The 21587-nt window shown below is 31.6% G+C and carries 22 protein-coding genes and 2 pseudogenes; 4 read left to right on the plus strand and 20 right to left on the minus strand.

The features are described from left to right. Nucleotides 1–238: 238 nt before the first annotated feature. The 8 genes from ACTT1L_RS16360 to ACTT1L_RS16395 all read right to left on the minus strand — a co-directional run bounded on the left by ACTT1L_RS16360 (nt 239) and on the right by ACTT1L_RS16395 (nt 5812). On the minus strand, nt 239–1447 hold the full coding sequence (locus ACTT1L_RS16360; RefSeq protein WP_442821997.1) for an L-lactate MFS transporter: 1209 nt from the start codon (nt 1445–1447) through the stop codon (nt 239–241). A gap of 284 nt (nt 1448–1731) precedes the next feature. After that, nucleotides 1732–1875 (minus strand): hypothetical protein, encoded by a 144-nt coding sequence (locus tag ACTT1L_RS16365; RefSeq protein WP_000653680.1) that lies wholly within the window; start codon nt 1873–1875, stop codon nt 1732–1734. A 31-nt stretch (nt 1876–1906) separates the two neighbouring features. After that, nucleotides 1907–2923: a serine hydrolase domain-containing protein gene (locus ACTT1L_RS16370; protein WP_000288912.1), complete on the minus strand. Its 1017-nt coding sequence runs from the start codon at nt 2921–2923 to the stop codon at nt 1907–1909. Between the two features lie 101 nt (nt 2924–3024). After that, nucleotides 3025–3291: a heterocycloanthracin/sonorensin family bacteriocin gene (locus tag ACTT1L_RS16375; protein ID WP_001071388.1), complete on the minus strand. Its 267-nt coding sequence runs from the start codon at nt 3289–3291 to the stop codon at nt 3025–3027. A 203-nt stretch (nt 3292–3494) separates the two neighbouring features. After that, nucleotides 3495–3941 (minus strand): NUDIX domain-containing protein, encoded by a 447-nt coding sequence (locus ACTT1L_RS16380; protein ID WP_431078638.1) that lies wholly within the window; start codon nt 3939–3941, stop codon nt 3495–3497. Between the two features lie 25 nt (nt 3942–3966). Further along, nucleotides 3967–4305 (minus strand): divalent cation tolerance protein CutA, encoded by a 339-nt coding sequence (gene cutA / locus ACTT1L_RS16385; RefSeq protein ID WP_001160783.1) that lies wholly within the window; start codon nt 4303–4305, stop codon nt 3967–3969. Between the two features lie 30 nt (nt 4306–4335). Further along, on the minus strand, nt 4336–4794 hold the full coding sequence (locus ACTT1L_RS16390; RefSeq protein WP_001025608.1) for a GNAT family N-acetyltransferase: 459 nt from the start codon (nt 4792–4794) through the stop codon (nt 4336–4338). Nucleotides 4795–4900: 106 nt separating this feature from the next. Beyond that, nucleotides 4901–5812: a DMT family transporter gene (locus ACTT1L_RS16395; protein WP_431078636.1), complete on the minus strand. Its 912-nt coding sequence runs from the start codon at nt 5810–5812 to the stop codon at nt 4901–4903. A 145-nt stretch (nt 5813–5957) separates the two neighbouring features. On the opposite strand from ACTT1L_RS16395, the gene norG reads away from it, so the two are divergent. After that, complete coding sequence (norG, locus tag ACTT1L_RS16400) at nt 5958–7394, plus strand: efflux pump transcription regulator NorG (RefSeq protein WP_442821998.1); 1437 nt, start codon at nt 5958–5960, stop codon at nt 7392–7394. 44 nt (nt 7395–7438) lie between these two features. Here norG and ACTT1L_RS16405 read toward each other — a convergent pair whose 3' ends face one another. Next, nucleotides 7439–7969 carry a DUF4269 domain-containing protein gene (locus ACTT1L_RS16405; protein WP_000495173.1) on the minus strand — a complete coding sequence of 177 codons (531 nt, stop codon included), beginning with the start codon at nt 7967–7969 and terminating at the stop codon, nt 7439–7441. 159 nt (nt 7970–8128) lie between these two features. On the opposite strand from ACTT1L_RS16405, the gene ACTT1L_RS16410 reads away from it, so the two are divergent. Next, nucleotides 8129–8590 carry a DUF2306 domain-containing protein gene (locus ACTT1L_RS16410; RefSeq protein ID WP_000021777.1) on the plus strand — a complete coding sequence of 154 codons (462 nt, stop codon included), beginning with the start codon at nt 8129–8131 and terminating at the stop codon, nt 8588–8590. A 155-nt stretch (nt 8591–8745) separates the two neighbouring features. Here the strand turns inward: ACTT1L_RS16410 and ACTT1L_RS16415 are convergent, their stop codons facing one another. The 3 genes from ACTT1L_RS16415 to ACTT1L_RS16425 all read right to left on the minus strand — a co-directional run bounded on the left by ACTT1L_RS16415 (nt 8746) and on the right by ACTT1L_RS16425 (nt 10893). Beyond that, nucleotides 8746–9093, minus strand: coding sequence for a VOC family protein (locus tag ACTT1L_RS16415; protein WP_001022864.1), 348 nt, complete (start codon nt 9091–9093; stop codon nt 8746–8748). 87 nt (nt 9094–9180) lie between these two features. After that, nucleotides 9181–10047 carry a glycerophosphodiester phosphodiesterase gene (locus tag ACTT1L_RS16420; protein WP_220779065.1) on the minus strand — a complete coding sequence of 289 codons (867 nt, stop codon included), beginning with the start codon at nt 10045–10047 and terminating at the stop codon, nt 9181–9183. A gap of 45 nt (nt 10048–10092) precedes the next feature. Beyond that, complete coding sequence (locus ACTT1L_RS16425) at nt 10093–10893, minus strand: GNAT family N-acetyltransferase (RefSeq protein WP_431078634.1); 801 nt, start codon at nt 10891–10893, stop codon at nt 10093–10095. 508 nt (nt 10894–11401) lie between these two features. Between ACTT1L_RS16425 and ACTT1L_RS16430 the strand changes: the two genes are divergently transcribed. Then, nucleotides 11402–12100 carry a hypothetical protein gene (locus ACTT1L_RS16430; protein WP_000035797.1) on the plus strand — a complete coding sequence of 233 codons (699 nt, stop codon included), beginning with the start codon at nt 11402–11404 and terminating at the stop codon, nt 12098–12100. A gap of 40 nt (nt 12101–12140) precedes the next feature. On the opposite strand, the gene ACTT1L_RS16435 is transcribed toward ACTT1L_RS16430, so the two are convergent. The 6 genes and pseudogenes from ACTT1L_RS16435 to ACTT1L_RS16460 form a co-directional block, all read right to left on the minus strand. Further along, on the minus strand, nt 12141–13445 hold the full coding sequence (locus ACTT1L_RS16435; RefSeq protein WP_000202838.1) for an MFS transporter: 1305 nt from the start codon (nt 13443–13445) through the stop codon (nt 12141–12143). A gap of 112 nt (nt 13446–13557) precedes the next feature. Continuing rightward, nucleotides 13558–14694: a MerR family transcriptional regulator gene (locus ACTT1L_RS16440; protein ID WP_442822000.1), complete on the minus strand. Its 1137-nt coding sequence runs from the start codon at nt 14692–14694 to the stop codon at nt 13558–13560. An 821-nt stretch (nt 14695–15515) separates the two neighbouring features. Next, nucleotides 15516–15965, minus strand: a complete 450-nt coding sequence (locus tag ACTT1L_RS16445) for a GNAT family N-acetyltransferase (protein ID WP_000072998.1) — start codon at nt 15963–15965, stop codon at nt 15516–15518. A 320-nt stretch (nt 15966–16285) separates the two neighbouring features. Then, the gene (locus ACTT1L_RS16450) at nt 16286–16918 is read right to left on the minus strand and encodes a type 1 glutamine amidotransferase family protein (protein ID WP_001193573.1); all 633 of its coding nucleotides are present in this window, start codon (nt 16916–16918) and stop codon (nt 16286–16288) included. Nucleotides 16919–16992: 74 nt separating this feature from the next. Then, nucleotides 16993–17954: pseudogene (locus tag ACTT1L_RS16455) on the minus strand (helix-turn-helix transcriptional regulator). 63 nt (nt 17955–18017) lie between these two features. After that, a pseudogene (locus ACTT1L_RS16460) lies at nt 18018–18549 on the minus strand (recombinase family protein). A 594-nt stretch (nt 18550–19143) separates the two neighbouring features. On the opposite strand from ACTT1L_RS16460, the gene ACTT1L_RS16465 reads away from it, so the two are divergent. Beyond that, entirely contained in the window at nt 19144–19716 is a 573-nt protein-coding gene (locus ACTT1L_RS16465) for a DJ-1/PfpI family protein (protein WP_000684440.1), read from the plus strand. Between the two features lie 173 nt (nt 19717–19889). Here the strand turns inward: ACTT1L_RS16465 and ACTT1L_RS16470 are convergent, their stop codons facing one another. Further along, nucleotides 19890–20696 carry a DegV family protein gene (locus tag ACTT1L_RS16470; RefSeq protein ID WP_061130275.1) on the minus strand — a complete coding sequence of 269 codons (807 nt, stop codon included), beginning with the start codon at nt 20694–20696 and terminating at the stop codon, nt 19890–19892. Nucleotides 20697–20895: 199 nt separating this feature from the next. Beyond that, nucleotides 20896–21402 carry a DUF3189 family protein gene (locus ACTT1L_RS16475; protein ID WP_000576331.1) on the minus strand — a complete coding sequence of 169 codons (507 nt, stop codon included), beginning with the start codon at nt 21400–21402 and terminating at the stop codon, nt 20896–20898. Nucleotides 21403–21587: the final 185 nt, after the last annotated feature.

A 21587-nucleotide genomic window follows, 5' to 3' on the forward strand; every position in this document is an offset into this window, starting at 1 on the left:
GCCTACTAGCGAAGCGGATTAACTGTAGTTTTTTATCAATATTTTGATTCTTTTATAAAACAATATGAATATTTTACTTATCTGCTACTTGATTCGTTAATAAATAAACTACTTTATTGCTTCTCAAATCATTTCATTTTAAATTAAGTAAGTGTATTCTTCCTACACAATGGCTAAAAAGGGAAAATTAAATGTTGTGTAATATAAAAAGAGCCCTTTATGAGGACTCTTTTTAAACTTAAGCTACTTTTCGATATAAATGTTGTGTTTCTTTTTTCTTTTCTGCTTTTGGTGGACGAATTAAAATAGATATAATGAAAGAGATAATAGAAAGAACGCCGATTATAATAAAGGTTGGTTCAAATCCTCCAAGAAGCGCCCCGATGAATGATCCTGTAAGTGCACCGAATCCGAAACCTTGGTATACAATCCCATAATTTGTACTATGGTTTTTTAATCCGAAGAAATCTCCAACAATAGCTGGGAATATAGTGATATTACCGCCAAAGCAAAAGGCAACACTTGCTACACATGCGAAATATATGCCGTAATTTAGCGGAATGAAACTTAATGTAAAGACTGACAATCCAATGATAATAAACGTTGCAGAAACGATTTTCATTCGACCTATTTTATCTGATAACGTTCCAAGAACAATACGACCTACTGTATTAAAAATTGCAATCATTGCAACGGCGTTAGCGGCAGTTGCTGCGCTAAGTCCAACGAGCTGCACTCCGATATCTTTGACCATACCGATTAAATATAGACCGCCCATACACGATGTGAATAGCATAAAAAACAAAAGGTATACTTGTTTCGTTCGCATCATTTCACGAGGTGTATAATCATTGTGTAAAGTCTCAGCTACAGTGTTACTTACTATTGCTTCACGTAAGAAGAACGATCCGATTAATACTAAAAGTAAGACGATAATCCCCCAATATAAAAAGGCTTGTGATACACCAAGGCTGTCGATCAGATTTCCGTTTATATATCTAAAGATTAAGCTGCCCATTCCATATGCTGATACAGATATACCTGAAATAAGCCCTTTCCGATTCGGAAACCATTTAATTAAATTAGATAATGATGTGATATAAGCAGTTCCATCGGCATAACCAACTACTACACCAGCTAATAAATATAGTAATGGTAAGGAGGAAACTTGTGAACTTAGTATTAAACCGAGTCCCAGCACAATCCCTGCAGTAGCGATGAGTTTTCGAAGCCCTAATTTTTGCTGTAACTTTCCTGCAAATAATGTTGAAAATGATAAAGAGAAGCTTGTAATGGAGAAAGTTATAGCAACTGAATTAAGGTTCCATCCAAACTTACTTACAAGGGGCTGATTAAATAAACTCCATGTATAAATTGTTCCAAGGCCAATTTGAACAATGATTGTACCTAGAACAATTAGTAACGGATTTATAGAAGTTTGTTTCATACTAACTGTCCCCTTCTTTTATCGTGACATGAATTTTCACAGTTAGTATAACCACCATAAAAAGCAAGATACTGCATGAAAAATGGAAATTGAATTCATGTACACAAAAAGACACTCCATTATGAAGTGTCTTTCTGCAGGTTATATTAGATTTACTTAAAGAAAGCTTTGTTAAGATAAGACATTTTCAAATGCTTATGTATATAGAATACCAAAAGATTTCTGTCATGAGATGGGACTTAAGATGTATTTTTCATTCATCATATAGTCGGATAAACGAAAAATTAATATTCAATTTCATCAAAATCTTTCGGCTGCGGTACCGTTTGCATATTAGCTGCATCTTTTGGATCGCTATAAATTGCATTTTGTTCTGTATTTACATCCTTAATGTTTTGCTTTTTATTTTTGTTCACTTTATCTTTCACTTTCAATCACTCCTTTTTGTTATAGGAGTAATTATGCCCTATTACTGTTACGAAATGTATCAACGACTAAATTACTAAATTCACGTAAATAATATAAATAATTATCACCGCCGTAGTTGTATCTTTTATTATACATTTTCGCAACAACTACATTATATTCAGGTATTACTAATATAGTTGGTCCCGTAATTCCTAATATTTGATACGAGCCTTTTGGTACGCGTTCACCTAGTTCACTTAATTGTGCAGGTTCATTTTGAACGAACCAAAACAAGCCATTTTGTGGTAGCTCTTTATTTGCATATGTTGGACTCTGCAAACTCGTAGCGATTTTTATAACTTCTTTTGGAACAATTTGTTTATCATGTATCATACCTTGATTTAAATGAAGATTGCCCCACTGTGCAAATTCTCTAGCGGAGACAAACAGATTTTTTTCAGTACCGTCATCTACTGTACCAATTTCACTAATTGCGTCTTTATTTGGATCATCAACAACTGCAACTAAATTATCATCTTGCTGTATTCTCCATCCTGTTTCTTGGAAATTAGCAGGTTTAAACACACGCTCTTTTAACAATTCAGGAAAACTTTTGTTATATAGCTGATAAATAAGACGTGTCATCATTCTTACATTAATATCTCTATACGCCCATCCTTGCCCCGGTTCAAATTCACGAAAAATTATCCCGCCATTCGTTTCTTCTAATCCGTGCGAATGTGTTACTAAATGTCTTATCGTCGTTTTACTAAGCAATACAGGATCAAAGTCTTTAAAATATTTTATCGCTTCATCATCAATAGAGTTTATTTTCCCCTCGTAAAGCGCATACGCTATCATTAATCCTAAATAACTTTTTCTAGCAGAAGCAACGTTAAATTGTGAAGATGCTGTTACTTTCTTGCTTGTAGATGTATTTGAGTGATAGCCACTATAATGCTCCAGTACAATTTTGTTATCTTTCATTATGCAAAGCGCTGCTGCAGAGCTATGGTTTTGTTCTTTTATATTTTCTACCCAAGAAATCAACTTATCATATGTATACAAATAACTCCCCCTTAATACACATAAAAATTACAGCTTGAAAGAAAAGTGCAAAATAGTTTTCACACCTTTCCTTCAAGCAAAATATCTTTGATGTTCTATACTTAAATGATCCACCAGTTCCAGCAATTAAAGCAACCGAAACATCCAGCGCATCCTATGCATCCGCCGCAACGACCTGCACAACCACCACATCTGCCGCCACATCCGCCACAGCGTCCACCACAACCTCCGCATCCGCCGCAACGACGTGCATCGTCTTGAATGTAGTAGTATGGATATTGACTTTGTTGTTGATCCCAATACACAACATTACCAGTTTGATAATCATTAAGGTTTAATGATTGTAGTTCTTGTTGAAACTGATTCATTATGAAACCCCTCCATTTATAAATATAAATTCCGTCCACATATTGAAGTTAATAAATTTTAATAAACAAAGTAGAAACAAATGGCTATATACTTGAATACGTACATCAACAAAATATGAACTTACACTAGGTGATGTACCTTGTTTTTCAGCCTATTTTCTTAATCTCTTTTTGCTGGACGAATTTATTATTAATAGAGGTTTTTAAAAATTACTAATCCAACAGTTTAGTAGTTCATCACTTAATTTTCTTTCTAGTAACTCTTTAACTGAAGGTTCTGGCATGATTTTATAAGTATGTAAAGCTTCTTGATTATAATCTATCCAGTGAAACGCCAAATGAGATTCTTTAGATTTTGGTATGAAATCAATATGTAGCTCTTGTGAATCTATCTCAAAAATATGATTGATTTCATGGTGAAGAACTTCTCGATCTTGCCATCGGTTTTCTATGACTCCTAAAAATTGTTTTATACTACAATTTACTCCGAGCTCTTCCCTTAGTTCTCTTATTAATGCATTCTCAGCTGATTCGCCAACTTCAACATGACCACCTGGTAAAAAATAATGATGGCCAATATATTCAGCCATTAACAATTTTTTATCCTTAATCATAACAGCTCGTACAATATGATGAAATTTATTGCTCAATTGTTATTCCTCCCATTCATTTATTTTATATTTGATTAAAATAGTCATTTAATATCGGGATAATATAAATCATAGGTGTTTCATACGGATGAATTTCGTTAATAACTTCAAGTGCATCCTTTACAAGATCCCGTTTGCACTTTATTTCAATTTTACATTCTTGCCCTTCACAAATCTGACCAATTTCCCCGTTAAAAGGTGATGCGCCTTTTAACGGTCTCCAGTATCCTTTCACAGAACTATAGGACAGACAATGATCATATTCTCCCGTTTTACAAGCACCAATTTTATTTAACTCATTCCTCAACATTTCAATGTATTCTTCAGGGATAAATACTTCAATTTTCACTTCAGTAAATTGCATAATTCATTTCACACCTTTGCTACATAATAATTAAACGAATAAGCGATATACTTGCTCGCCATCATAATCATGTCCCAATGACTGAAAACCGTAACTTTCATATAGTTTCTTTGCAGAGATATTATCTTTATGTACTGTTAATCTAATTTCTTTACACGCCTTAAACGTATTTTTTATTAAATATATACTTTCTTGTAATGCTGCTTTTCCATAACCGTTACCTTGCTGCTTTTGATCGATAATAAATCCGTTTATCCAATACATATCAGTTGTTTCTTTTACAACAGCATGCATAACAAAACCAACCATTAGATCGCCATTGTATATCGCAAATGGTTGGTATTCTACAGCGTCCCCATCTGGTTTTATATATACTTTAGCAAGTGAAACTGCTACAGCCGGAACAAATTTTCTTTGATTTTCTTTAACTTGTAACTTTAATGCATCTTCCCAATTCTCTCTCGTAACAACCTTTAACTGGATATTCAATATGGTAAGCTCCTTTATAAAAAGAATGTATTTATATATTCAACGCAGTAAAATAATTCCCTGTTTCTTAATTTTAAGAAACAGGGAATTATCACTTCTAAAAAATCTATCCAGTTATATCGCTGTACTTTTCACTTCGAATATCTTTCTTTAATGATACATACGCTATTAAAACTCCAAGTATAGTAATTACTCCACCAACTACCGAAATAAAAGTAGGTACTTCACCTAACCATACCCAAGCTATAAAACAAGCAATTACTGGCGTTAAATATAGAGAGCTTGTTGCCTCGGAAGCACCAGTATGAGATATAATATAGGCCAATGCAATATACGGGAGTACTGTTGGAAATAAACCTAAATATATAACGCTCAAATTCACTTCAAGAGGAGCCACCAGTATTTCTTGATACATTCCCGGTAAGAAAATAAGCATACATACCGTACTAGATAAAATTGTATATATGGTAAATGGCAAGAAGCCGTACTTTTTTAAGTACGATGTTTGAAAAACGAAAAATAGACTTTCTGAAACGGCTGCTAATAATATAAATAATCCCCCGCTATTAAATTGAATAGACCCCCCTTGACTAAATGATATGAAAGCAATTCCTATAAAGCTAATTACACCACCGATCCATCCATTTGCTTTCATTTTTTCATTTAAAAAAACAAAAGCAAGAATTGCCGTTACTATAGGAGTAACTGAAACGATTAAACTTGCCGATCCAGCATTTACTGTTTTTTCACCATGGTTTAATGCGATGTGATAAAAAGTAAATCCTAAAGCACCAAATAAAAAAATCGCTGGAATATCTTTTAGATCAGGTAATCGTAGTTTGTATATAAACGAAAACAAAAGAAGTATGAATGAAGCGATTAACAAACGAAGTAAAGTAAGATGTTCAGGTGTGTAAGATTCAAGACCCATACGAATTGCCGGAAAGGCCGTTCCCCAAATTAAAATTGTAAAAGAATGAGCACATATAATTCGATAATCCCATTTTTTATAATTCATGTTTTCTCTCCCCCTTCAAACCAACCACTTTATAATTACCAATTATTTCTTCCCATCATATTTAATAGTTGATACAATGTCTTCAACCAGTTTTTTATCGTAAAAACCAACCACTTGGCATTTTTCAAGTGAGCGAAGGAGTTTTTTGATGACCACTAGTAAAAAACTACCTAAGTATCAGCAAATAGTAGATTATATGAAAGAAAAAATTGAAAATGGAGAATGGCCAATTGGAAGTAAGATCCCTAGTCAAAGGCAGTTAGCGAAATTATTTCAAGTAAATCGCAGCACTGTAATAACTGCACTAGATGAACTTATGGCTGATGGATTGATTCAAGGGAAAATTGGAGCAGGAACAATTGTAATAAATAATACATGGTCATTATTAGCAACGAATCCACCACCTGATTGGAGTGAATATGTAAAGGCTGGTATTCATAAACCAAGCAAGTTAATGGTACGAGAAATAAATGAAGCAGAAGCAAATAACAAACTTATCCATCTTAGTAAAGGCGAACTTTCTCCTCATCTTTTTCCGTTAGAAACGATGCAGTCCATTATAAAAAAAGTAAGTGAGGAATTAGATTATTTTGGATATGAGGAACAAAAAGGGTTTTATCCGTTACGTGAAGCAATAAGTAAATACGTAAAATCATTTGGAATACATGCATCACCAAGTTCCATATTAATCGTCTCGGGTGCATTACAAGCATTACAATTAATATCAATTGGTCTTTTACATAGAGAGTCAACCGTTTTACTTGAACAACCTTCTTACTTATATTCACTTCATGTATTTCAATCAGCAAATATAAATCTATCTGGTATATCAATGGATCCTCACGGTATATTACCTAACGAGTTATTAAAACGAATTAAATACAGTCAGAAGAAAAATATTTTATATTCAATCCCTTGTTTTCAAAATCCAACAGGGGTATTAATGTCTGAGGAGCGAAGAAAAGAAATATTAAAAATATGCGAAAAGGAACAGTTACCTATTATTGAAGATGATATTTATCGAGAGTTATGGATTGAGGAACCACCACCAGTTCCTTTAAAGTCAATAGATAAACATGGACATGTATTATATATTGGTAGCCTATCTAAAACACTTAGTCCTGGGCTTAGAATTGGATGGATCATAGGTCCTGAACCTGTTATTGATAGATTGTCAGATATAAAAATGCAAATAGATTATGGATCAAGCTCCTTATCCCAAAGAGTTGCTGCTGAATGGATAAATAAAGGTTTTTATGAGGAACATGTTGCAAACGTAAGAATTAAACTAAAAGAACGAAGACAAATAATGATACAAGCTTTAGATAAGTATTGTGCAGATATTGCCACCTGGGATATTCCTAGTGGTGGATTTTTTATATGGCTAAAGGTAGTACCTAGCATTCCGATGAAGAAATTATTTTCAAAGGCACTATCAAAAGGGATTCTATTAAACCCGGGACGTATCTATGAAGAAGAAACAGATCGATACATTCGTTTATCATATGGATATGCTTCTCCAGAGCAAATGACTAACGGTATTAAATTGTTAAGCGAATTAATTCGTAAGTTAATGACATAATAAAAACTCCTCTTTTTCCATAGAGGAGTTTTTGTGTATTTTATTTACCACAACCGCATTTCCTGCCCCAACACAATAAGTCCTTCATAAGGATCCCCGTCAATGTTTAATACTTGAGCAAAAGCAGGTTCTGTTTTTAAACCGTTCTCTTTTAAGCGAATAATTTCTTCTCTTATATGTGGATGTTGCATTAATAACATGTGCTCTACTATCATATGTCTATATGCATTTTGGTTGCGCACTGGCTTAGGCTGAGCAAATAATTCAAATTTAAAACCTTCAAATTCAAAATTTACTTTTATCGATTCAGTATTTTTAATTTTTTTCTTTTTTATTTTGAATCCTTCATAAGAGCCATATAAAGATCTCATTTCTTGTTCAAAAACATCAAAGTTATGTACTTCCATTACTATATCTAAGTCAGATTGAAGCGTATCAATTCTTATAGGTATAGTCCCACAAAGAACGGGATTATATAAAGCTAAATCCTCCATGATGTTTAGTTTATTCAAAACATCATAAACCTTTTGTTGCTTGTCATTCCCTGATTGTAAATATGTAATAGATGTAAACATGGAAGTCTCTCCTTCATTTCACGTAATACGTGACTCACTAAATTCAAGAAAATTTGTTCTAAGAGTACCTTTATTTCAATATATTAAGACGAATAAACGATATGTTTCAACTTTTCTCCTATACTGCAATACTATAAAAATAAAAAAGGAGGAATTATTATGAGTATTTTCAATGTTCTTTTAACCATCCACATTTTATTTGGAACAATATGTTTAATTACCGGTATTGTAGCGATGGTTGCTCAAAAGAAGAAAGGGAAACATACGGAATGGGGCGAAATATATCATGCATCCTATGTTGTCATTACCCTCACTGCAATTATATTATCCATTATAAACTGGGATAAAATCGCATATTTATTTTATGTAGCAATTTTCTCTTATGCTTTTGCGATTTATGGATACCTAGCACGAAAAAAACGCTGGAAAAATTGGATCCACCACCATATTAGAGGTATGTTAGGTTCTTATATAGGTGCGGTAACCGCACTTTTAGTAAACGTCGGCATTCATATCCCCTTAATTAATTTACTGCCACCTATATGGTTTTGGTTTTTACCTACATTAATCGGTATTCCTCTCGTAGCCAGTGTATCAAAAAAATATAAAAAGCGTAGTTAAAATTCATTACATTTTCGTTACTTTCTGATGATTATTATAAAACATTATACTCAATGTAATATTTTATTAATAAATTCAAAATTGTACTGCTTTAAGTTAGTCACTTATAGCTAAATAAAAAGAATCCAATAAAGTATTGGATTCTTTTTCGAATTTCATTTTAATGTAGGCTCTATGTATTCAATAATGTTACCATCCGGATGACGAATTATCATTTTCATACCTGTAGGTACTTGTATTGGTTCAGTAATCATTACGCCGTTATAGTTTAAGATTAGTTCTTTTACTTCGTTGAGATCATCAATTACGATCGTTGCAGCAACATGATTCTTAATTGTTTCATTTAATTCTTCAATTAAAAGTAAATTTGTAAATCTAATTACATGCGTTCCATTCATTTGAAATTCCTGTGGTTTTTCTTGCTTTAATAGTATTTTGTAAAATTCTAGATGAGTTTGTAAGTCTGAAACATAGAGGCGTGGAACAACAGCTAATATATTCATCCTACTTACACTCCTTTTTATTTTAACTAGATTAATTATATATTAATCGAAAATTTCTATAAACTATTACGTTAAAAATAGTATCTTTTAATTAAACTTCAAAACTGAATGTAATCGATCCGGATAATTCGTAAACATCCCGTCAACTCCCCATAATATTAACTTTTTCATGTCTGCTTCATTATCTACAGTAAATGGATGAACTTCTAATCCGTGTTTCTTTATTTTCTTTACATAAGCTGCATCAATATATTTGTAGTTCATACCAAGACCTATGCAATATGTACTATACTTCTCTATTTCTGATTCAGTTAATTGAACTGCTTTTTTGTAAGATAGTAATTGGACTAGAGGTATATTAACATGTAAACTATGTAGCTTTTGCAAACTTTCTTCACTAAATGATTGAATAATAACTTTATCCTGTATTTCATAGTGATTGATAATTTCTAATAACTTTTCTTCCATTCCTGAATATTCATCAGGTGATTTTGTTTCAATATAATAGTTCGCGTCATGCCCAAACACTTCAATTACTTCTTCGAGTGTTGGAACTTTAGCATTTTCATATTCTTTCTTTGCTAAATTTGGATACTTTTTATTGTAAGTAGAACCTGCATTTAATTGCTTTAATTCCTCTAATGTATGTTCCTTAACTAGCCCCGTACCGTTTGTAGTACGATTTACTGTTTCATCATGCATAGCTACTAAATGTCCATCTTTTGTCATTTGAAGATCTATTTCTATATAATCGCCTTTTAATTGTTGTCCCAATTTATACGCAGCAATTGTATGTTCCGGTGCATACGCCGAAGCCCCTCTATGTGCAATGTTTTTTATATAATTCGATTGATTAATAGCTTTTGTGTACTTAAGTTCATTTACTTTATGAAAAACAAAAGTACCTATTACTATAAATGTACAAATGATTGTAACGATATATATCTTTTTCATAATAATGTATTAACCCCTACATGAAAGCAATTTGGCTTGGATAATTTATTCAAATAAATGTCGATTTTCAAATACCGTCATTTGTCCAACAGATTGAAAACCAGCCTTTTTATAAATAGTAATCCCATCAGGTGAAGCTTGTAATACACATTGAGCAACGTTTAATTCCTTTGCTTCTTGCAGCAAGTAATGAAACATAGTAGAACCAAATCCTTTTCCTCTCATTTCTTCTTTCGTTGCTATATCATAAATACCAATACTATCTTGTGTACACACTAATGAACCAACCGATACGACTTCATCTTTATAAAACCCTAAGTATAGTTTCATATTTTCACTATTCCATAAATGGAAAGAAGCAGTTTGATTGTAGAATGCTTGTACATGTATACCTTCCTCGGATGTACCAAATAGACTAGCTAACGCTTCTCCAAACTTTTTAATTTGTCCTGACGAAGATGCTTTTTGTATCGTAAAACCTTCTGGCAAGTTTGTTGTTGGATGTATTGTATGTAAGTTTGCTACCATCGCGATATTTTGTTCTGCTTCTTTTAATCCAAGCTTTATTAATTCATTCTTTATATTACCCTCTAGCTTCTCATCCCAAAACCAAACACTCATTGGATATTTCTTTTGATTATAGTACGCTACCTCCTTATATAATTTCTCGATATTTTCCGTTACATTATTGTTTAGTAAAGTAATGATATTAAATGTATCTGCAGGTAAACCACAGTCAACAGCAATGTAACCCTTCGTTTCTTTTACATTCATTCCCTGTGCCTGCCGCGCAATATATGAAGTTTTATATGTAAAATTATCTATTAGTAACTTTTTAAAATTCATTCATTTTGCCCCTTTCATAAAAATTCAAATTCGAATCTTTCAGTATTAAATATAACATATAAGAAATATACCTATTTCTATAAAAATATCTCTATAAATCACTCTTTGTCTCCTTAAAGAATTAAATATGATATAACGTTGTCGGAATGAAAAAAGTGGTATATAATAAATATTAACATTACTAGTAATTATTTTAGGTATTCCTAGAATAAAGGAGCGATACATATGAAAATTACTATTTATTTCGGAAGTCATGAAGATCAAGATGTTCGTACAATGGACTGTCATTTAGATGTAGAAGATACAGAAGAAATTGTTTCTGTATCATAATATAAATTGTATGGATGAACCCTCTTCCCTACAGCGTTTAAGACACCTTTTACAGGTGTCTTTTTTGTTGTTTTTTTCGTCAAAAACCCTTTACTTTATAGCGTTTTAATAGTAAAATATAAATATACGAACAAACGTTCTTTTTATTTTACTTGTACATGAAGGGATGATTTTTACAATGGCTCAAGCAAAGCGCAGAGGAAGAAAAAAGCAAACACCTATTATTTCAAATACAGGCTTTATCGGCTCTGTCTTTATTGATACATTGGAGTTACAAAAGAAATCCTATTATTTCGCCCGTAAAAAACTTCAAATTGTTCATCACGTATTAGATGGTCTATCTGGGGCAACAAGCTCTCTATTTAAAGAGCATAACATTTCAGCATACATGTCATGTGTATATTTACATAAACAAAAGAAAATCGGATTTGTTCTTTCAACGAAGCCTTTTGAACAAAGTGACGGTGTTGCTTACTTTATAAATTATTTAATCGAAAAGAATTTTTACGGTAACGAGGAAGTAGAATATCAAGAAGTATATAATACAGGTTTTATTGGTGTAGTATTCGCCGATTTATGTAGTATAGATCGTTTTAATTTCGAGTTTGAAATGGGTATGTTAACGAAATTAATGAAAGATATGATTATTCCGGTTAAAGAACTCTTTTTACGCCACAATGTACCGGCATACATTTCCACTTCTCATCTAGAGGAACAAAACAAATTAGGTTTCGTTCTATCTGTAAAACCATATGATGAACGTGCAGAAGCAGATTTATATTTTGAGGCGTATTTAAAAGAACGCGGGTTATTTATTGGTGATGAAGAAGACGATATTGATAAGATTGTTATTAGAAAAACAGCTGAATTACGATAGATAAGCGCAGGATGATGATCCTGCGCTATTTCGATATTATTTAATTACGTTCAACACTATACCCTTTTGAATGAATTTCTAAATTCAATTTATTTGAGTAAGCCTGATTTAAAATAAGAAATACGATTCCTCCTCCAATTGGAAGCGTGTAGGATGGAATATGATTTAATAATAGACCTGATAATGCCAGTGCTATCGGCTGCATCATTTTACCTAAACTTAATCCAATACTAAGCACTCTGCCCCTATATTCATCTGGAATCTCTCTTTGCATAAAATAAATTAAAGGGATATCGATTAATGCTATCATTAACCCTAAAAAGAACATAATGGCGCAGTACATGGTCACAAATACAATTTTATTCACTTCAATACTTTTGAATAGAACAGGTGCACCTGAAACTATCATAAAAATTGCCATCATAAAACTTGTTTTTTTCAATAGATAGGAATAAGAAAAACGATTCGTTATCTTTTTTACTATTATTGCACCAACTATCATACCTATTGGAAAAGTCCCTTGGATCAAACCAAATTGTTTAGAACTAATGTTGAGAACTGTATTCATAATGTATGGCAATGGAACAGTTACAGAAAATCCTAGAAAAAAATTAAGTGAAATTAAAATACGAAACGTATTTTTTAAGCTCTCCCGCTCCATTAAGTAAGAGTATCCCGCCTTTATATCTTTCATAAAATTAATTTCCCTTATTGAACATTCCTTATTTATGTATTGCTCGCACAATTTAAAGTTGATAAACAATATGGATATAGCCGAAAGGATAAATGAAATACCGTTAATGATTATAAAAGTGTTCATCTCAAAGACTGCAAAAACAATGCCCCCTAACATAGGCCCTAGAATTAAAGATATAGAATCGATAATTTTGCTTATAGAGTTAAGACTCATTAGTCTCTCTTTAGAGACGATATTTGGTTTTGCAGCCTCTAAACCTATTACAAAAAATGTTGTAAATACTGTCATCAGAAAGGTAGTAGTATAAATGATGAATAAGTTTAACCCATAATAGTTGCTTACTATATAAACAGTTATTAATAAGCATCCGCTTAGTACATCCATACAAACGACGAGTTTCTTTTTATCAACCTTATCAACAATTACACCGGCAAATGGATTCATAACAATCATTGGAATCGTTCCTAAAATAAGCGTAATCGCGAAATTTAAAGCAGATCCGGTTATTTGTAATACATACAATCCTAATGCGAAACTATAAATAGAGCTACCGAATATTGATACTGTTTTTGCAATTGAATATAAACAAATATTCCTTAGTTCTTGGTTTCTTTTTTTATTTTCTATATGTAACCGTAAACTTGTCATAACTTTTCCCCCTGCCTAATTTTGTGTTACGTACATTGTAAGTTCTTGGGTCAACCCAATCGCAATATGTACGATTTGAATAATTTTAAGGGGAAATAAATAAAAGATGGGGTTAACCCCATCTTTTTCCGAAAAATGAATATGTATAAATTTCTTCACCTTGAACAAAGAAATCCTCGTACTTTCCGCCTCGTTTCAAATAATTTGAAGTACTTTCATCAATGGATTGAAACTGTAGATTTTGGAGTTCTTTCTTTATTTTTGAAAGTGTAAAATTTGCTCGAAAATTATTTGTAATTTGGCTATTTAAGCTGAAATTTTTAAATAAAATAAATAAACTTAATAAATAACAATTGGATTTAAAAAGTGGGTTTAATTCGTGAAGTAAAAAATCCGCACAGATAAAGAGAATATTTCTTCTCGGATTTTTTCTCGCTAATACGTCTTTTAAAAATAAAAGTTTATTGAAATCTCTATCTACTGCGATGTATAGGCAATCTTCGGGTAGTTCTTCATAAATGCTCCTCAAAAAGAACCCAAGCCCTGATCCTATATCTAGTATTAATTTGTTATTTAAATCTAAATGTATTAGTTTCTTTTTCGCCCATTCCCCTTCTCTATGCATATTTTCCAAATATGCATTATCAGTTTCATGAATATAATCCGAAATAATATTTTCAAGTGACGTTTGCTCATTTGCTTTAAATAATTTACCAGCAGATATAATTCCTGAAGTAATAATGTATTCTTCTCCACAATTACAAATTAACTTTCCCTCGGTAATTTGATTGTTATTAATAATTCCATCTTGAAGAATTAATTTTTTGCTGCACTTAGAACATATAAGTAAATGTAATATACTTAAATCTACCCCAATAATTGAATTAGAAGTTTCATTTGTTACTAATAAATCATGTAGCACTGCCTTTAATTTATTCCGTTTCTTCTCCAAAAGTTTTATTTCCTGTTCCACCTTGTCATATTTCATTTTAAATAAAGATTGGTAAAAAGTATCTTTTTCGTAATTCATAGATTTTGCTAAATTTTTATAAAAAAATAGTTCTTTAATTTCATTCAAACTAAATTCTAAATCTTTGTAATGTAAAATAAGTTCTAAATCTGTTTGACAATACTCATCAAAAAAATAGTGTCCCCCCTTTTTTTCAGGAATAATGAGACTGAGATCCATATAATGTCTAATTGTATCAATACTTAAGTTATTTACTTCTCCAAACTTACTGATTTTCATAGTATCCCTACCATTTAAATATTTTTTTATATAGATTTCTATTTTTATCTTTAAAAATCCTTTCACCTTTTTTATCAACAATATTTACGGAATAAACAAATGGTATCATTTATATTGTTGTGCCTAGTAATATAACATGCAACTTTTGGTTTAATGTATGTCAAATTATCAGTATTAGAATTATTAAACCTCAATAAATTTATTAATTTCTACTTAATGAAATGTACCTATAAACGGTGAACTATTGGAGTAGGATTACTGTAGAAGATTACATAGGGGTAAAGTGAAAAGTGATATGTTCTGTATTTTAGGTTGTATAATGCTCACATAACGTCTCATTATCGGTAGCAAGGAAAAGGCGAAATCTTCAATTAGGATGATGATATAATTAAGTGGGAATTTACTTTATTTTATAATTTATGAGGTGGGAAATGGACTCTTTAGAATTAAATAAATCTAAATATATTATCTCGAACATCAAAGATATTCTGTATAAAAAGCTTATTCTTAATAAACCACTAACCAAAGGATACTTACTGGTTCGTTATACAAAACCAACATCTCTAGCAAGATCCCGTAAGGCATTTGGAGATAAAAAACTTTGAATCTCCTGTGCAAATAATTGTAATTCATCAGATACAGGAATAAACATACAAAAACGCCATCCTTTCCTATGATTCTAAAAATAGAATAGCGTAATTTTTAATTTAAGGAAATTTTGTTCTGCTATCTTAATAGCAATGGGGAGCTACTCCTATAAGAGTTGAATAGTAAACATTTCTTTACCTTTTGGTAAAGAAATAATCGATTTCAAATGGCTCTCATTTAATTGCGTACTTAAATAAGAGTTCTCCATTATTTAGGTCTCTTTCATTCATAAACTCGAATCCTATACTTTCGTATAAGTTATAAGCTGTTCTGTTTTCCTCAGTGACACTTAAATATATAACGTTTACCCCATATTCTTTTGAAACTATATTAATAAGTTTCATCATAGCAATTTTCCCATAGCCTTTGCCTTGATATTTTTCATCTATCATTATTCTATCAATCCAAGTATCCTTATTAGGACCAAAAGAACCGTACATAGCAAATCCGATAATTTCTTCATCATAATATATAGCTACCGGATGCCATTCATGATAGGTATTAGCTTCATTTAAACATTCATCTATGGTTTCAATAAATTTTTCTTGTCCAGACCTTAATTTTATATTTCTAACTTTGAATTCATTAGTATCATCTATATCTCTAAAATGTACATTACTCATGTATTAACTATACCCCCATCACTTAAATCTTATTTAATTATCATCCTGCTTGTTTTAAACAATGAATTTTCTGAATATTTAACTTTATTTTACCATAAGATGATACAAATCCGTGTGTTTTCTCATAACAGATTAAAATTGACATACTAGGGGTACAAATACATACCTATCAAGCTAAGATTTTATCGTATCCTCTAAACGGGAATTTTGTTTTTTATAACACCGAAGTTCATTTTTATCGTTATCGATAAGGGAATTCCAAATTAAAAAGCCTAACTTCTCTGCAAATCAAAATAGAGAAATTGAGCTTTTTAGTTATTTCATTTTTTTATTGAATTCATTAACTGGAAGAAGTATTTAGGTTTATGAGTCTTATTTAGGTTATACCATGAATGTAATGTATCTGGTGTAAATACATCTATTTTTTTCAGTACCTCCCTTGCAAATTCCAGAGGAGCTATTCCTGAGGCAGTAACTAAATTCGCATCAGATACCGCTGGTCCCAACTCATAGAACTTTTCTCCTTTATAGTTAGGACATACCATTTTAGTATATTCTAAGTTATTACTTGTATGCTTTCTAGTATCCAAGTATCCCATATTCGCAAGGGCATCAGTTGCACCACAAATTGCAGCAACAATAGTGCCACGCTTTAAAGCTTGGTCAATTTTTTCCAAGATAGGTTGATGAATTTCTTCACTCCAAGTAGTCCCTCCTGGTAAAATTAAAAGATCTTTACTCTCAAGAGTACATTCATCAAGGGAAATATCTGGTTTTATCCTCAGTCCTCCCATAGTAGTTATCATTTCTTTATTAGCTCCTACTGTAATTACTTTTAAAGGTGCTAAATCTTTTTTGAAATATCTTCCTGAGTTTAGTTCAGCAATTAAATATCCATATTCCCAGTCCGACATTGTATTAAATACATATAAAAAAGCTTTTTTTGTTTGCATCTAATAACACTCCAATCACAATTTATATAGCTATTATAATATAACTTCCCTGACAGTTAACGTCAGGGAAGTTATCATACTTGATGAAATTTTATTAATTCAGACAGAACTTCAATAATTCTATTCTTAAGACTTACTGGCTCAATAACTTTAATAGATTTATTGTACGGTAAAAGTAAATAAGGTACATATTTATGTATCATATCTTTTTCAAGAAGAAAAACTGCTTGATTTGAAGTCCGTTCTTGTAAATAATGTCCTAAAAACCAATGTTGGCAAATATCAGCCAATACATTTTTATCCCCATTAATAACCAAAGAAATAATACTTTCCTTATCTTCTATAGTTGGAAGAAGACTTTTTATAAAAAAATCACTTGCTGAAAAATTGTCTGGCCGGTTAAACTTATTTTCGGTTTGTATTAAACTTTCAATTCGATCTACTTTAAAACTACGGATATCATTCCTAAGATGACAAAATCCAATTACATACCATTTATTATTCCAATAGATAATTCTGTATGGATCGACCGATCTATAATTTAATTGCTTTTCGCCACTTTTATGGTAAAGAATTTTTACTGAATACCCGTTAGCTACGGCCTGCTCCAACTCCTTCAAAAAAGTTTTTATAGAAAGTGAACTTAATCGACTTATTACTTCAAGACTAGTTAAATGTTGGTTTATCTTTGTTTCTTGATCTTGATTTGAGTATTTACTTAGTTTTGAAATGGCCCTATTTAATGCTTCACCTCCATAATATCCGGCTTCTTCTGCAAAAACAGCAGCGTGAAATAGTGAAGTTTGCTCCTCAAAATCAAAAAAAGAGGAGCCTCTACAAAATTGTTCAATAAAGTGTATCCACCGTTATGTCCTGGTTCTGAAATTATAGGTACGCCACTAGTTGAAATTGTATCAATATAACGATACACAGTCCTTATATTTATCTCTAACTTTTCTGAAATTTGTTTTGCAGTGATTTTTTCACCTGAACGAAGCATCCATAGAATTGCTAGCATATTGTCAATTTTAGGCATATAATTTCACCTCTATATGAAACTTATTTTCTATTATATATTTCCGATCTTTGGTATAACTCATCAACTGTTCCTTTCCGATAGCTTTCTATATAATAAGCCCTAGACACATTTGTAATTTCATAAGTTTTTTATTTACAGTCATATCTCCCTCTTTATAAAGCTTTACTGCATAATTCATTCCTGCATGATTTTTATGGTACTTCTTTGACCGACCTTTAAACTTTCTTTCGTTCAATTCCTTCGCGCTATCGCATACGGATAAGATCACGTTCTAATCGGTTTACACCCGCCATAACAGTAATTAAGAATTAGCTGTAGGGATTATCTTCTGATAAATCTAGCCATGTATCTTTTAAGGATATTAAATTTGCCTTTTTACTCCGTATGTTATCGATTAATTCAAATAAATCTTTTGTACTACGAGTAATTCGAGTTAAGTCCGTAACATAAATGATGTCACCTTCTTGTATACCATGTAACATTTTTGGGGGTTTCTTACAATCTTTCGTTTCTCTGGGGACTTTTCCTTCAAATTAATATCCATTCCGATTTCGTTCAGTTGCTGAAATGGCCTTGAAGAATTTCGGTTAATTGAACTGACACGTATAATAGTGTAAATGGTACTACAAGCGTAACTAGTTTCTTTACTTTCATATTAACCTTTCCCCTTAAAACTAAAGAGATTTATACCTATGCATATAAAAAGATACATCTTTTATATGGTATTGGTTAAATTTGGATGAATATTATTTTATATTGAAAAAATAAATACGTCAAAATTATTTTAGGGAAATTATAAAAATCATATTATATATAGATTAACAAGCTAATGAAAAAATGCCCTCCTAAAACCGAAAAACGTGTTTCTATCTGAGAATTTATAAAAAATAATGACGTTTTTATTTCTATTTGTATGTGTAATAAATTACACCTATTTCCTTGAGAATTTTAAAGATTCTCATCCCCAATACCTTACGAGTTATTGCTACAGATCTTGGTTTTGTACAAAAAACCGATAGAAACCAAGAAAAAGATTTTATATCTTTTTATGTTTAGAGGCGTTAAAAAATTACTACACCTCCTTCATATACGTGTAATATACAGGGATTTATAACTGGATATAGAACATAAAAAAGAGATGTTTATATTATTAATAAAATGATATACATAAGTGGAGGGTTAGAAAATGAAAATTGCAATAGTCTGTTTCGATAACTTTACCGATATAGATGTTTTTCTACCATGGGATTTATTAAATCGTGTACGTTTAGTCGGTGGTATTTCCGATTGGGATGTCCAGCTTTTAGGGACGGAACAATCTCATATATCTATGTCTGGCTTGCGTATTCCCATGACAGGAAGCATATCTGATATCCCTTTTGCCGACGCTGTAATTTTTGCGAGTGGTAAAGGTGTAAAGGATTTATATAAAAATCAACAATATATTAATAGCATTCATGTAGATCCTCAAAGACAATTAATAGGATCTATGTGTTCTGGTTCACTACTATTAGGAGCTAAAAAATTACTAACTGGTAAAAAAGCTACTACATATCCCTCAGCAGTAGAACAGCTAAAAGAATTTGGTGTAGACGTTATTGAGAAAAGTTTCGTAAACGAAGGAAATATATCGACTGCTGCGAGTTGTTTTGCTGCTCAAGAACTATCGGCTTGGATTATAAGGACCCTACTTAATGAAGAAATGGTTGATATTGTACTAGAAACTGTTCAGCCAGTAGGAAAAGGTTTATATTTTTAATCTCAAATCAAGTCAAGAAATTGTGGTTGCTCCCCAAAAATGATAAAATAAGATTTTTGTTTCGAGTTAACACAAATTTCGTTCTAGAGTGCTATAAAACTTCAACTTGATGGTGGCGTGGTATGCACCATTTATAAATAAAAAAACCCGCGTATCATTCACGGGTTTTCTTCTTAATAACTAATTGCTATTGTACCTTCACCTGCATGTACCGCAAATGAAATTGGTAATGGATATAATTTGAAATCCATTTCAGGGAATGCTTGTCTAATATCTGAAATCCATTCTTCAGCTCCATCTTTATCGTTAGCATGGAACATGTGAAGTACTTTTGGTAATTCTTTTTCAAGTTCATTTTTAATGTATTCTCGACATTTTTGGATTTTACGTACTTTCTTTTCAAGTAAAAGCTCTCCACCTTTTACTTCTAATATTAAGTTGACACTTAATAAACTTCCAAGTAAAAATTGAACTCCCTTTACACGTCCACTTGCATAAAGGCCTTTTAAACTTTTCGGGAATACGTGGAAAGGTCTTCTTTTTTCATCTACTAATGTTGTGTGTATATCTTGTAAAGTCATACCATCATTGTATAACGATTTTGCTTTTCTAATTAGTTCGTCCATTGGATAACTTGTTGTTTCACTATCTAATACCGTTAATGGGAAACCTGCCATTTCTGCAGCTAACTTCATGTTTTGATAGGTTCCACTTACTTTTCCGCTAATAGCAACTGCAAATCCTTCTTCATATTCTTCTTTGCATTTCGAAAATAACTCTACCATTTCCCCTATGTTAGGTTGTGATGTAGTGACAGTTTTACCTTCGTTTAAAGCATTATAAACGCGCTCACGCACACCTTCTTCACAATCTTTGTACGACACACCATCAATAATAACTTCAATTGGGATAACAAAGTTATCTCCTTCTGTTGTAAAACTCGCAGTTGTACTATCAGTAATCCAAGCAACACGCTTCATGTTGTTCCTCCCTTAATTCAATTCCTCTTTTCTAATTTTTCTATATATTTATGTTATGAAAAGAGAATATCCCTGTAATAGTAACAGGACTTTATTGTTTTGGCTATAGTAGATAGATGATAAATGTGAATATTTCTTGTCTTTTTCACAAATTAAAAAGAAAATCAAGAAATTAGCTTGATTTTCCTTTTATCCTACATTATTTAAAAGTTTCATTATCTAAAATCACAACATAATCATTTGTTAATCGTCCGGCTTCTTTCGTATAACTAACAAGTCTTTGTACATTATCACAGCTAAGTTTTGCACCCCATACGAGTAATGGTACACCGATAAAGTCGATGTGAAACCTTCTAGAAAACAGACCGCCAAAAGTCATTGGTAAAGGTACTGTTGGTGATGTATTAGAAAAAACAATCTTTTCATGACTTTGATAATGTTTTTGCAGAATCTCTCCTAAATGCTTCATCGCAGGTACAACGATTTTTGATGCGCCGCATCCAATCGTATAAACCGGGTTACCATTTTCATCTACTCCATGAAAAATAATTTTCCCCATATCTTCAGTTTTCAATTTATTAAAGTAATCCACATTTAATATTTCTTCTTTTGTTAGCTTACGATCCGTTGGTAATTTATTTAAATGATAAGCTGCTGCAAGTGCAGTTGAATGCGTTCCGCCGAAATCCGTGTAAATGAATATCATATGATCATCCCTTGTTATAAAAGTTCAATGTTATTTAGTATTACCGTTCACAGCATTGATAAACAAGGGATGAATGTATTTATACTTTTTTATTAATGTATTATTCATTTCCGATTATACTATTGTCTATTTATTATGTTACACCATGTAATAGCCATAAGCTTATTTATAAAAGTAAAAAGACG

It is taken from the genome of Bacillus sp. FH (genome assembly GCF_052216825.1).
GTDB lineage: Bacteria > Bacillota > Bacilli > Bacillales > Bacillaceae_G > Bacillus_A > Bacillus_A paranthracis.